This is a genomic window from Occallatibacter sp. (assembly GCF_049802275.1).
In the GTDB taxonomy this organism is placed as follows: domain Bacteria; phylum Acidobacteriota; class Terriglobia; order Terriglobales; family Acidobacteriaceae; genus Telmatobacter.
This window is the reverse complement of sequence record NZ_JBARMD010000564.1, coordinates 1-13,198: the sequence shown is the minus strand read 5'-3', so window position 1 is coordinate 13,198 and position 13,198 is coordinate 1. Positions and strand designations below refer to the sequence as shown.

The 13,198-nt window shown below is 58.9% G+C and carries 9 protein-coding genes; 5 read left to right on the top strand and 4 right to left on the bottom strand.

The annotated features are described in order from the left end of the window. On the bottom strand, nt 1–1,087 hold a 1,087-nt coding region (locus WA354_RS19465), incomplete at its 3' end, for an aminopeptidase (RefSeq protein ID WP_472814681.1). A 209-nt stretch (nt 1,088–1,296) separates the two neighbouring features. Here WA354_RS19465 and WA354_RS19460 point away from each other — a divergent pair. Continuing rightward, nucleotides 1,297–2,712 carry a DUF418 domain-containing protein gene (locus WA354_RS19460; protein WP_472814680.1) on the top strand — a complete coding sequence of 472 codons (1,416 nt, stop codon included), beginning with the start codon at nt 1,297–1,299 and terminating at the stop codon, nt 2,710–2,712. 80 nt (nt 2,713–2,792) lie between these two features. On the opposite strand, the gene WA354_RS19455 is transcribed toward WA354_RS19460, so the two are convergent. Continuing rightward, the gene (locus tag WA354_RS19455) at nt 2,793–4,928 is read right to left on the bottom strand and encodes a prolyl oligopeptidase family serine peptidase (RefSeq protein WP_472814679.1); all 2,136 of its coding nucleotides are present in this window, start codon (nt 4,926–4,928) and stop codon (nt 2,793–2,795) included. A 223-nt stretch (nt 4,929–5,151) separates the two neighbouring features. On the opposite strand from WA354_RS19455, the gene WA354_RS19450 reads away from it, so the two are divergent. Both WA354_RS19450 and WA354_RS19445 read left to right on the top strand, forming a co-directional pair. Continuing rightward, entirely contained in the window at nt 5,152–6,198 is a 1,047-nt protein-coding gene (locus WA354_RS19450; protein WP_472814682.1) for an aminopeptidase, read from the top strand. Nucleotides 6,199–6,237: 39 nt separating this feature from the next. Further along, nucleotides 6,238–7,128: a TraB/GumN family protein gene (locus tag WA354_RS19445; RefSeq protein ID WP_472814678.1), complete on the top strand. Its 891-nt coding sequence runs from the start codon at nt 6,238–6,240 to the stop codon at nt 7,126–7,128. Between the two features lie 136 nt (nt 7,129–7,264). Here WA354_RS19445 and WA354_RS19440 read toward each other — a convergent pair whose 3' ends face one another. Beyond that, on the bottom strand, nt 7,265–7,927 hold the full coding sequence (locus tag WA354_RS19440; protein WP_472814677.1) for an alpha/beta hydrolase family protein: 663 nt from the start codon (nt 7,925–7,927) through the stop codon (nt 7,265–7,267). A 101-nt stretch (nt 7,928–8,028) separates the two neighbouring features. Continuing rightward, nucleotides 8,029–9,780, bottom strand: coding sequence for a winged helix-turn-helix domain-containing protein (locus WA354_RS19435; protein ID WP_472814676.1), 1,752 nt, complete (start codon nt 9,778–9,780; stop codon nt 8,029–8,031). A gap of 175 nt (nt 9,781–9,955) precedes the next feature. Here WA354_RS19435 and WA354_RS19430 point away from each other — a divergent pair, with 175 nt between their 5' ends. Then, nucleotides 9,956–10,465: a hypothetical protein gene (locus tag WA354_RS19430; protein WP_472814675.1), complete on the top strand. Its 510-nt coding sequence runs from the start codon at nt 9,956–9,958 to the stop codon at nt 10,463–10,465. Between the two features lie 157 nt (nt 10,466–10,622). Then, nucleotides 10,623–12,569 carry an AI-2E family transporter gene (locus WA354_RS19425; RefSeq protein ID WP_472814674.1) on the top strand — a complete coding sequence of 649 codons (1,947 nt, stop codon included), beginning with the start codon at nt 10,623–10,625 and terminating at the stop codon, nt 12,567–12,569. The last annotated feature ends 629 nt before the right edge of the window (nt 12,570–13,198 follow it).

The following is a 13,198-nucleotide window of genomic DNA, read 5'->3' as shown; positions in this document are numbered from 1 at the left end:
TCGACGAATACGATTGCCCCAGCGCAATATGCGAAGCCGCATTCTCATCGAACAACGTGTTCAGAAAGAGCTGCCCGCTCGAAGCGATCGGCGAAGAATGAGGCACCAGCGCAACTTCGCCCAAACGTCGCGCACCGTCATCCGTTTCGATCAGCTTGCGTAGCACCTCTTCCCCGCGTGAAGCGTGTGCTTCAACAATCTTGCCGCCCGCAAATCGGACATGGATTCCCTCGATCATTGTTCCCTGGTGCGACAGCGGCTTAGTCGCCGTCACTGTTCCATCCGCCCGGTCCTTGTGCGGCATTGAGAATACTTCCTCCGTCGGCATATTCGGAATGCAATAAATTCCATTTCCTGCCGTCGTTCCGCCGCCCATCCACTCGTGATCATCGGCCAGGCCAAGTGTGAAATCCGTTCCGGGCCCGCGATACTTCAGCGCAGCATACCGCTTCGCATTCAAGTAATCGGCGCGCTTGTGCAGCCCCGCGTCGTGTCTCTTCCAATCGCTCACCGGATCCTCCATATTGATCCGCGTTGTCTGGAAGATCGCCTCCCACAGTTTTGCGAGAGCTACATCCGACGCATCGTTTGGAAACATTTGCGCAGCCCACGCCGGAGTCGCGCTGGCCACGATTGTCCAGTTGATCTCGTGCCGCGTAATCAATTCCAGCGCCGGCCGGTACGCCAGTGAGACCGCACGATTCGCGCGCCCCACCTTGTCCGGATCTTCATTCGAAAGCAGTGCCGGATTCGCACCCGTAATCGCCAGGCGTGCGGCGCCGCTCTTGAATGCCGCGCCCATTCCGTCGTACAGCCAGTTAGCCGCCTTGTCGAAACTCGCGTCAGGAGCATGGTGATACCGCATCAATGTCGTCTCATCATCTGTGTAGAGGGTCGTGACCAGTGATGCCCCTGCTCGATAGGCCTGCTCCGTAATCCGCCGCGCCAGTGCCACCGCGTCCAGCGACGCTGTCATCAACAACTCCTGGCCTTCCCTCAATCCCAGGCCCACCTTCACCGCGACTTCAGCCAGCAAATCCAGTTTCTGTTCGTACGTCCGTTCCACCGCCGCCACTGCCGATCCCATCGTCTACCTCCTGGTTTCTTGAAACGATAACGACGCGTCCATCACTTCTACTTTGTGGACCGCGTTCCCTCATTCTAGGTCCCCGCCCGCATTGTGTTACACCGCGGCGGCGATCACGCCACTTTCCAAGGGACTTTGATCGCAAGCCATGCTAAATTAGCACATCAATTTCCCCAAGGGCCCGCAAGTCCACTCCCCGGAGGCGCCCAATGACCGACACTCTTACTACACCAGCGTTCACTGAGGACGCCAATGCGTTAGCCGAGCTTTCAAACGGCTCTTCAACCACCGTCGCAACCGATCCAGCGCAGGCGCCCGAACCCGCTCCCCGGCCCGTCACACAGCGCGAGCGCATACCCACCATCGACGTGGTTCGCGGTGTCGCTCTCATGGGCATCCTGTTCATGAATATCTCCAGCTTCTCCGGACCGTGGGAGATGTACATCAATCCGCTCATGGTCGGCAACCATCGCAGCTACAACCTCTTCGCATGGATCATTCGCTGGGTTTTCTTTGAAGGCAAAATGCGGGCTGCTTTCTCCATGCTCTTTGGCGCTGGAGTCATTCTCCTCACGGAGCGCGCCGAGCGCCGCGGTAGCAAAAACATCGCTGACATCTTCCTCCGCCGCAACATGTGGCTGGTTCTGTTTGGTGTCCTACACTTCTACTTTATCTGGATCGGCGACATTCTCTACTGGTATGGACTCACTGCGCTGCTCTTCCTCTACCCCTGCCGCAAGATACGCTTCCGCAACCTCTTCATCGCCGGAGTGCTCGTGCTCGCCGTCGGAGTCGGCGGCGATGCATACTTCGCAATGGACGGCATTCGTACGCGCAATCAAGGGCAGGCCGCCCAGGCGCTCCAGGCATCAGGCAAGAAGCTCACGCAGAACCAGCAGGATGCGCTGAAGAAGTGGAATGACATCCTCGAAAAGCGCAAAAAACTACACGACGACGACCTCAAAGCCATGCGCGGCAGCTATCTCGACGCGCTCAAATGGCACATTCAGTGGGGTCCCCAAATGCAAGCCAAGGGCTACTACATGCTGGGCTTTACAGATGTGCTCGGGATGATGCTCATTGGTATGGGTCTTTACCGTATGGGCATCCTGACCGGCGCGCTGAGTTACAAGGTTTATGGCTGGACGATCGCCATCGGATTCCTGCTCAGCATTCCGATCAACGGCTTCCAGGCCTGGGGCATCATCCGTGCCAATTTCCAGCCGGAGTCCGCCTGGTGGGTGCTCTATCAGATCGGCCGTCTCACCGGCGCCGTCGCAAATGTTGCCCTCGTAGTCCTCATCTCCAAGGCGGGACTCTTCAAATGGCTAACGAGTCGCATCGCCGCCGTCGGCCAAACCGCGCTCAGCAACTACCTCTTCACCAGCATCAGCTGCACCATTCTCTTCAACGGTTTCGGCTTCGGTCTCTATGGCAAGCTCGAGTACTACCAGCTCTACGCAGTCGTAGCGGTTGTGTGGGCGCTTAACATGATCCTCAGTCCCATCTGGCTTCGCTACTACCAATTCGGTCCCATGGAGTGGGTCTGGCGTTCACTCACATACTGGAAACGCCAACCCATGCGCCGCAGTGCATTAGAAGAACAGGAAGCGCTGGCCGCTTAGCCATTGCAACACGTTGGGTGCCCCAGGCTCGATTCTGAGACCTGGGAGTCTGAGTACACCCTCTGCAAGATTCCATCCCCTCAATACATCAACTTCATCGTCAGGTACGTGTACTGTTCCGCCCACGTCCGCGCCGCCTGATGGTTATCCGCGCCCGCGCCGTGTCCACCCTCCGTGATCTCGTCGTAGTAGAACGGAAGGTGATACTCCTCCATCTTCGCAGCAAATTTCCGCGCGTGCACCGGGCCAACGCGATCGTCCGCTGTCGTGGTAAAGATCAGCGGCTCGGGGTAATGCCCATCCGGCTTGAGCTGGTTATACGGCGAGATAGACGCCAGAAACGCTCGCTCCTCCGGCACCTTGGTCGATCCATATTCGCCAACCCACGAGGCACCCGCCGACATATGCTCAAACCCAAGCATGTCCAGCAAAGGCACCTGGATCACCACCGCCTTCCACATTTCCGGATGCTGGGTGAATTCCACCCCCATTAGCAATCCGCCGTTCGACCCGCCTACGATCCCCAGTCGCCCAATCGATGTGAACTTGCGCGCGATCAGGTCCCGGGCAACTGCGTAGAAATCATCGTAGATCCGCTGCCGATGCGTCTTCAGCCCAGCTTCATGCCATGCAGGTCCAAACTCGCCGCCACCACGTATGTTCGCCAGCACGAATGTCCCCCCGCGCTCCAGCCACAGTTTGCCCATCACCGCGCTGTAATTCGGAGTATTCGAAACCAGGAATCCGCCGTAAGCGGTCAACAATGTTGGAGTACTTCCGTCCATTGGAACGTCTTTGCGATGCACTACAAAGTAGGGCACCTTCGTCCCATCCTTCGACGTCGCCTCCAACTGTTCCACCACATCGCGCGAGCTATCAAACAAAGCCTTTTGCGTTTTGCCTGGCTTCAGCGATCCATCCGTTGCGTCGCCCAGCGCCACGCTCGATGGTGTAAGAAACCCGGTCTGCGCCATAAAGAACTTGTCGTTCAACAGGCTGCTCGTCGCGATTCCAATCGTCTGGTTATCCGGCACCGGCAGCTTTGTCCGCGTCCATTCGCCATTTTTGCCGTGGGTCAGAATGTACGCTCGTCCCTGCACATGTTCCAGCGTGGTCAGCAGCACATGATTCTTCGTCGCCACCACTTCCTGGGCAAACTCCTGGGCAGTGGGCGCAAAAACCACCACCGGCTTCAGGTGTGCTGGATCCGCCTTAGCCGCACTCGCATCGATCGATACAACGGTCCCCTGCGCAAAACTTTTCGATCCACCCTCAGGAGTCCAATCTTCCTGGAGTAAAACCAGCAGCTGATTGTCCTGAAGTCCAGCCACATTGCACTTCAAAGGCAGGCCCAGCTTTCTAGGGCCGTCAGGCAATAGCACATACCACTCGCTCTCGAACGTGCTCTTGCTCCGCTCAATTAACGCCACGCTGTTGCGTTGTCCATCCACCAGCACAATCGGATCGTCCCCATAGCCGTTGTCTTTCGTATCGCCGCGATAAACTTCCACGGCGCCCTCCAGTGGCGTACCCCTTTTCCACTTCCGAACCGTGATTGGATAGCCCGCTTCGCTCATTGTCCCTGGACCCCAATCCCGCCCAATCAACAACGTGTCTTCATCCAGCCATGCCAGCCGCTGCTTTCCACGCGGCATCACAAAACCGTCCTCTATGAACTTGCCTTGCTTTAGATTGAATTCCCTGAACGTGACCGCATCCTCGCCGCCGACTGAAAGCGCCACCATGCAGCGCTCTTCCTCCGGCTGCATGCACGCCAGCCCGTGCCCCACCCAGCTCTGCTTGTCCTGCTGTCCCAACGCGTCGTAGTCGATCACCGTCTCCCATTTCGGATCGTCGGTCAGGTAACTCTCCAGCGTCGTGCGCCGCACAATGCCCCTCACGTGATCCTTGTCGCGCCACGTGTTGTATACCAACCCGCCGCGAAACTGTGGAGACGCCAGCTTGTCCGGCGAATCCAGCACCTTCAGCGCATCCTCATCCAACGGAGCAAACGAGGCTTGCTTCTCCATCACTGCTGCGGTGCGCGCATTCTCCGTCTTGACCCATTCCATCGACTTGTCGCCATGGATGTCCTCAAGCCATGTGTATTTGTCCGGCTGCTCGGTCGTCGAACCCTGCGCACGCGCTATCTGTGTACCCGCCACGGCAACGATCAATGTTGCCAATGCCCCCGCAACTCTTTGCGTCGAACGCATCTTCACCTTTCCTCCTCGGTTACATTGCCGCGATCCTGATGGAATCGCGTGCAGTTTCTCTTATTTAGCAGGAATCTAAGTTTCTGGTCAGGAATGCTGTATTCGCTATCTTAAAGGACCAGCACCCTGCACGCCCCGCATCTTTGCCTGCAATTTTTGTTACCCTGAATAGATACGCGCCCCCGTGCGCATCCCCAACCGACGGAGCACCATCATCGCAAGCCTGACCGCCACCGCCTCACACCTGCTGTCGCAAGCCTATCCGTCTCAATTCATCCCCGGCGCCCGCTCCGCTGTCTTCACCTGCCTGCGCATTCAGCCTGACGAAAAGGTCACGCTCATCACCGACCGCGTCACTGAACCCATCGCTGCCTCAATCGCCGCCCAGCTGGCCGAGCGCGGCTGCCCCTTCAATGCCTTCATCCTCGAAGATCTCGCACCACGCCCGCTCGTCGATATGCCGGCTGCCGTCATCGAAGACATGGAAACTTCGCAGGTGTCCATCTTCGCCGTGCAGGTGCAACCCAACGAGCTCCACTCGCGCATGCAGATGACCGACGTCGTCAACCGCCGCCGCATGCGTCACGCCCACATGGTCAACATCACGCCAGAAATCATGTGCGATGGAATGCGCGCAGACTATGATCGGGTCGACCGTCTCTCGCAGCAGGTTCTCGACCGTGTTCGCCGTACCACCCGCATTCGCGCCACCACTGCCGCAGGCACAAGCATCGTTTCCGACATGAACCCGGCCTACAAGTGGTTCAAAACTTCAGGCATCATCTCGCCGGAAAAATGGGGCAATCTTCCCGGCGGCGAATGCTTCACCTCACCCGGCGAAGTCAACGGAATCTTTGTCGTCGACGGGGTGGTGGGCGACTGGCTCTGTGCCCGCTACGGATTGCTTGCCGAATCGCCCCTCACCATCGAGATCGCAAAGAATCGCATCGTCTCGTGCAGCAGCACCAACAAACAACTCGAGCAGGACTTCTGGGCCTACACTCACACCGACGAGAACTCCGACCGTGTCGGCGAATTCGCCATCGGCACCAACATCGGAGTCTCCCGCGTAATCGGCAACATCCTGCAGGACGAAAAATTTCCCGGCATCCACATTGCCTTCGGCAATCCATACGGGGAACACACCGGCGCTCCGTGGCGTTCTGGCACCCACATCGATGTCGTCGGACTAGGCTTCAACATCTGGCTTGAATCCGAAACCGACGAAGAGCAAATCATGCAGGACGGCCGCTTCCTTATCTCTACGTAGTCCGTATACTCACACCATCGCTCTCTCAGGAGACACCGAATGCCCCGTCGCTGCACCCGGAACCGCAGGCTAGTCTTAGTTGTCCTCTTCGTAGCCGCGCTGTTTGTTCCCGCGCTCGCCAACGCCGAACCCGCCGTCTGGGTCGTCAAGGGACCGCACGCCACGGTTTATCTCTTCGGCACCATTCACGCGCTCCAGAAAGATGATCCCTGGCGCTCCCCCAAAATCGACGCAGCCATCCAGCAGAGCCAGACCCTCTGGCTTGAAATCCCCAACGTTGACGACTCCGCGTCGATGCAGCCGCTCATCATGCAACTCGGTATGGATCAGGCTCATCCGCTCTCCACCAAGCTCACTCCCGATCAACTCGCTAAGCTCACCAGGGCTGCAAACAGTGTTGGCCTTCCCGGCGGCGAAGCCATGTTCGAGTCGTTCAAGCCCTGGCTCGCTGCCCTCACTCTCAGCATCGCGCCTCTCATGCAGGCTGGCTACGATCCGAGTACGGGTGTCGAAATGGAGCTCAAGCCCGAATTTGTCAAAGCCAACAAGCCGGTCAAGGGATTCGAAACCGCCGAACAGCAAATGCGCTATTTCGCCGACATGCCGGAGAAGACGCAGATCGACTTCCTTAGCTCAGAGCTGGACGACTTCGACTCCGCTATCGAAAAATTCAAGCAGATGCTTGCCGCCTGGTCCGCCGGCGACGTCGACGCGCTCGACAAGCTCAACAACGCCGATTTCCGCGATAAATATCCCGAACTCTTCCAGATCCTCGTCGTCAAGCGCAATCAGAAGTTCACCACGCAGATCGAGGACTTGCTCAAAGGTGACAGTGTCAGCTTCGTAGCCATCGGCGCAGGCCACTTAGTAGGCAAAGACGGCGTCCCCGCCATGCTCGAAAAGCAGGGCTACAAAGTAACCCGTGAATAGCTTAGCGTGCACTGGCGATGAACTGTCATCCTGAGCGCCGCAAGCTTGGGGCCCCACAGAGTGGGGTAAGCGGCGCGAAGGACCTGCTTTTGTTTCTTTCGAGGAGTTGGGTGGGAAAGCACAATCTCCGCGAGAATCAGCCCTTTGAAAACGTCAGAAACGCCTCAACCACTCGACCCGGCAGTTCCGCACGATTCTTTGCTGTCATTAACTCGTGCCCCGCACCTGGAATCATCAGCAACTCCGTCCGCGCCGGAATCAGCTTCAAAGCCGTTTCCATCTCCGCTCTTGATCCAAATCCGTCGCGCTCGCCGCTCACGAACATCGCCGGCGTTTGCAGAGAAGGTAAGTGCGCGGTACGCATCTGATCCAGCCGTTTCGGCGGATGCAGCGGATACGAAAGCAGCAGCAACCGCTCTACAAGCCCCGGCACCGCCGCAGCCAGCATCGACGCCTGCCTGCCGCCATACGAGTGCCCACCCAGATAAATCCTGCCCGCCGACTTACGCCGCATTGCCTCAACCGCAGCGCGCAATCCCTCCTGGTCGCGTTCGCCGGCTCCCCTCATAGGCGGTCCGTGGGGCCGCGCCTGCCGGAAAGGCAGATCGCATCGCAACACCGTCATACCCGAATCGCAGAATGTATCGGCCAGTGCTTTCAACAGCGGAGCCTGGCAGTTGGCTCCTGCACCATGCGTCAACACCAGGCAATCAGCCTCAGGATCATTCGCCCGATGCAGAAAGCCGCGGACAGGAGCATCCTTCACCGAGTCGTCTTTAAATTCTTCGCAGTTTCCCATTGTCAATGCCTGTCAGAAAACCAATGCCGATAGTGACGAGCGAATAACTTGCAACTCAGTACTTCAAACTCGGACGACAAGGAATAACTTATAACTCGTAACTAAGAACTCGGATACGGCAACCCGCAGCGCCGCAGAACCACTGCAAATCTCGCGTCCCCGCGCAGCGCATCCCACTTGGGTTCAGTTGGCAGCATCGCCAGATGCACATCGTGTTCTTCAATGCCGCGTTCCAGCCAGGCGAATGCCCGGTCGTTTTCGCGCAGTCCCGTACAGACTTGCGCGATCGCATAGGGCGGAATATATCGCTCCCGCCCCAGCGCCTCAAGGGTTTTCAGTACTTCGCGTGCCTCATTCTCGCGACCCATCTTCGCCAGCACATATCCGCGCAGCGAAATCACTTTGCTGTTCTCGCCACCTACGCCACCACCGCGGCTCAACGCCTCCAGCGCCATTTCATACTCGCCCAGTTGCTCGTACGCTTGCGCCATCTGCAAATTTGCAATCCAGAAGTCCGTCAGCACCACTGCGGACTGCCGCGCAAATTCGAGTGCCGCCATGTGATCTCGTGCGAGAAATGCCACCTGTGCCGACAGCGCGTGATGCATCGCTTGCAGTGGATCGATGGCACGCGCCCGCTCCATCGCCTGCCGGGCTTCTTCTTCGCGATGTCCAATATGGCCGAGCACTATCCCCAACAGCCGGTAAACGAGGGAGTAGTTCGGATCGATTGCAATCGCTCTTCGATACGCCGCTTCCGCTTCGGTCCAATCCCAATCCAGCCAGAACTTCACAAATCCCCACGACGTCTGCGTCTCCGCCAGTTCCGGCTCGACCGCAATCGCCTGCTCCGCTGCACGGCGCGCCCTCTCCCACACATCGCGCGGCCGCGCATCGGCGTGGATCGGGCTGGACGTATATGCGTCTGCGAGCCCCGACCAAGCCAAAGCGTAGTTAGGATCAAGTTGTGTCGCTCGCAAATAGCATTCAACCGCTTTGCGCGTCGTCGCAGGCGTAAACAGGTTCCAGTAATATCGCCCTTGCAGATACGCGTCGTACGCTTCGGGATTGTGTGCCTGACGCCGCGCCAGCGCATCCAGACGCTCTGGCGAAAGTCGCAGTCGAATCTGCTGCGCAATCGTCGTGCTCAGTTCGCGCTGAAACGCCAGCATGCTCTTCGGTTCGCTGTCATACGTTGCCGACCATATCTGCACTTGATCGTTCGCCCGCACCAGGTTCGAAGTCACACGGATTCGTCCGCCCTCGCTGCGCAGGGAACTCTCCACCAGGAAGGCCGCGCCCAGTTCGCGCCCAATCTCGTTGAGCGACCTGGTCGTGCGTTTGTATCGCATGATCGTCGTTCTGCCGATCACGCTCAGCCGCACTGGATCGATCTGCCCCAGCGCCCCAATCACCTCTTCCGTCAACCCATCGGCAAGGTACTCACGGTCTGTCTCTGGTCCAAGATTCTCAAACGGCAGAACCGCCAGCACCGTTGTCGTCGTCGCAATCGGCGCACTCAGCTCCGTCGTCTTCACAGGCACCAGAAACCTGTACCCGCGCTTGGCGATTGTCTCGATAAACTCGACGCCGTCGCCCCCCGCGCGCAATGTCTTCCGCAACTCCGACACGCAATGCGCCAGTGTCGCCTCTTCGACAAACGTGTCTGGCCATAGATGCTTGAGGAAGTCGTCCTTGTCCACCAGCCGCCCGTGGTTCTCCACCAGCATCTGCAGCGTGTCAAAGACCTTCGGCTGCAGCTTTACCGTACGCTCGCCGCACACGAGCTGCTTCTCCCGCGGCAACAGCCGGAAGTTCGCGAACTCATACGCAACCTGATGTTTCTCGTTCATCGTTGGAAACCCGCCGCGACGTGCCGCGATTCTAGCAGCACCTCCACCCACTCGAAATAGCTTCCCTCAACATTTCCGGCAAGAATCCTCACTCCATCCTCAAGACTTCGCATCCGCAGCCGGGCTACTTTGTCCATGCAGTTGCAACCCACTTTCCCCAAAGGAGATCGCCCCCATGTTCTCTCGCATCAAGACCCGTGTCGCCGCCGCTCTCGCCGCCTTCTCGTTCCTCGCGTCCTCCCTTGTAGTTACCCCTCTCCTGAACGCCCAGACAGACGAGTCAGCATCTCGTCACAGTCTGGAAGGCGCCTGGTGGGTCACCGTCACCCAGTACAACTGCTCCACTGGAGCCAAACGACCGCCATTCAGCTCCATGCTCTTGTTCTCTCGTGGCGGCACGCTTACTGAGACCACCTCCAACCCCGGCTTTCTCCCCGGCCAGCGCAGCGTAGGATTCGGAACCTGGTCCAGGTCTGAACATCAAACCTACTCCGCCAGCGACGTCGCCTACATCCAGTTCACCGGCAACGGATTTACCCAGGGCACGCAGAAACTCATCCACTCCATCACCCTTGATCGCGACGCCGACTCCTTCACCGACGAAGCCACCGTGCAATTCTCCGATTCCACTGGCGCCGTCCTCATGTCAGGCTGCGCCTCCGCCACTGGCACGCGCCTGCAATAACCCCCGCAAACAAAAGAGCGGATCCCCCGGTCCGCTCACGCCCGTCCTCGTCCCTAGTGACCTTTCACGGGGTCTGGTTCGAAGTCCATATTCCCCATCCTCTTCATTTTCCGCATCTCACTCTCAGGAAGCTTTGCGCATTGACCTGGGAGAGAGAATGAACCCTTCAGCAACCGCACGCATGCTGTCGCAACTCTGGTTCGCCGTCATCGCTGTACTTGCTATCGCCGTTCTTTATCTCGCCAAAGTCCTTCTGCTCCCCCTGGGATTCGCCATCCTGTTCGCCTTCCTGCTTGCCCCCGTCGTCGCGTTCCTTGAACGCCTTCGCCTCCCGCGTCCCATTGCCGCGATCTCTGTCATCCTCGTCTTCGCAGGACTCCTCTGCGTAGCTACCTGGAGCATCTTTACCCAGCTCGTCGCCATCGCCAACGACCTACCCACCTACCGCGACAACATCGCGGCAAAAATGCAGGCCCTCCACAGCCCCAGCAACTCCGCCTACAGCCGCGCCGAACGCGAGATTGAAAACATCAGCGACGAACTTGGCGTCGCCAATTCCACCACCCTTCCCACCCACGGCTTGTCCGACAGCAAACCCATCGGCACTAGCCCCGATCATCCCGTCCAGGTCCGCGAAGTCGGCCGCCCCACCGGACGCCTCGATCAGCTCGGCGGCATCGTCGAGCCCCTCACTACTGCGCTGCTGGCCGTCGTCTTCACCTTCTTCGTCCTCCTCCAGCGCGAAGACCTCCGCAACCGCGTCATCCGCCTCTCTGGCGACCGCAACCTTTCCCTCCTGACCCAGGCCATGAGCGATGCCAGCCGCCGCATCTCCCGCTACTTCCTCCTGCAGATCACCGTCAACATCGTCTTTGGAACCATCATCGGCGTCGCGCTCTACCTCATCGGACTGCCGCACTTCATGCTCTTCGCTGCCCTCGCCTCCATTTGCCGCTTCGTCCCTTACATCGGAGCACCCGTAGCCGCGCTCACACCCACCCTGCTTTCCCTCGCTGTCTTCCACGGCTGGAGCCACGCCGCCCTCATTTTCGGCATCTTTCTCGTCCTCGAAATCGTTACCGCCAATTACGTCGAGCCCCACGTCTATGGCCGTCACACCGGCCTCTCCTCGCTCGCGGTCCTCATCGCCGCCGCTTTCTGGACACTCATCTGGGGACCCGTCGGCCTTCTCCTCTCCGTCCCCCTCACCGTCTGCCTCGTTGTCATGGGCAGCCACATCCCTTCGCTCGAATTCCTCGCCGTGCTTCTAGGCGATCAGCCCGTTATCCCGCGCTACACCGCCTTCTACCAGCGCATGCTCGCCCACGATGAACGCGAAGCCGCTGACATCCTCGTGTCCTCCCTCAAAAACCAGTCCCTTGCCTCCGTTTACGACTCCATCCTCATCCCCGCCCTAACCCTCGTCGAAGTGGAACGCCAAAAAGGCAACCTCGAAGAATCCACCCTCCGCTTCATTCGTTCCAGCACCTCCGAAATGGTCGACGAATTAGGCTTCCGCGCTTTAGAGGAAAGAAATGTGTTGGCCCTGTCCGCATCGGACTCCTCAAGCGGTGCTAACCCCGCTAACTCCCCTGACCCTGTTAGCTCTGCCAATTCTCCTGGTCCCGCTGTCGTTCCTGACTCCGCCAACTCCGCTGCCATCGTCATCATCCCCGTCCGCGACGGCTTCGACGAACTCATCGGCACCATGCTCACCCAGGTCCTCGACCACGCCGGGTTCCACGCAACTTGCATCCCCATTCAGCGCATCGACGAAACCGTCTCCACCGTCACAGCGCAGAAGCCCGAGATCGTCTTCCTCTCCGGAATGCCGCCCGTCGCCATGGCCCGTGGGCACCGCATCTTCCGCAGCCTTCGCACGGCACATCCGAATCTCAAAATCATCATGGGAATCTGGCACTACAACGAAGATCCATCCCGCGCCGCGCAAATGATCAGCCGCACGGAAGACCTCCACATCTCCACATCGTTAGCCGACGCCGTCTCCGAAGCCCAGGCCCTCACCGAACCGCATCCCGCCGTACCCGAGCCATTAGACGCAAGCCCCCAGCTGGTCTCCACCCCCACCGGCAGTGCCGCATAACCAACAAACGTCGGTACCCCATGTCTCGCCTTTGAAGCATGGATAAATTTTCCGCGATTACGGTTATGAAAAACGCCGTGCCATCCTGAGCGCCGCAAGCCCTCTCCGCGCATCCCGCAAACGCTGAGTAATCCTGAGCGCGGCATGCACTCACGGACAAGCAAAAAACTCCCGTGTCATCCTGAGCGCCGCAAGCTTGGGGCCCCACAAGGTGGGGTAAGCGGCGCGAAGGATCTGCTTTCGTTCTTTGCGGGAGTGTCCCAAGTCCGGAGCCTCCGACGACAGGTTCTCGCCGTTGCGGCGATGATTCGCCTCTGAGTCATGGGTTTCTTCCCAATATCTGTAACGACCCGAACACCCCATTCACCATTAGTAAAGGCGGAGAGAACATCCCCCTCACGCGTGACCTCACCCGTGACCTCACCCGTGAAATCCCCCGTTCCCTCCGAAAGGTGTCCCTATGGTGCTCATCAACGCTTACACACGCTTCCGCATGGTCGATGTTCCGGGCGACCTCGAAGTCCCCTGGTGGATCGCTCCGCACGTCCGCGATTTCGCCGGCCTCGCCAAAAGCTCCGCAGTCAGTGAAGCTCAGCGCAGCGCAGCGGAGGTCGAACCGGCCCTTGTCG

Excerpts from the sequence above, each read along its gene's own strand:
- WA354_RS19460 (WP_472814680.1), top strand. The coding sequence starts at position 1,297 with ATGACCGACACTCTTACTACACCAGCGTTCACTGAGGACGCCAATGCG.
- WA354_RS19455 (WP_472814679.1), bottom strand. The coding sequence starts at position 4,928 with ATGCGTTCGACGCAAAGAGTTGCGGGGGCATTGGCAACATTGATCGTT.
- WA354_RS19445 (WP_472814678.1), top strand. The coding sequence starts at position 6,238 with ATGCCCCGTCGCTGCACCCGGAACCGCAGGCTAGTCTTAGTTGTCCTC.
- WA354_RS19440 (WP_472814677.1), bottom strand. The coding sequence starts at position 7,927 with ATGGGAAACTGCGAAGAATTTAAAGACGACTCGGTGAAGGATGCTCCT.
- WA354_RS19435 (WP_472814676.1), bottom strand. The coding sequence starts at position 9,780 with ATGAACGAGAAACATCAGGTTGCGTATGAGTTCGCGAACTTCCGGCTG.
- WA354_RS19430 (WP_472814675.1), top strand. The coding sequence starts at position 9,956 with ATGTTCTCTCGCATCAAGACCCGTGTCGCCGCCGCTCTCGCCGCCTTC.
- WA354_RS19425 (WP_472814674.1), top strand. The coding sequence starts at position 10,623 with ATGAACCCTTCAGCAACCGCACGCATGCTGTCGCAACTCTGGTTCGCC.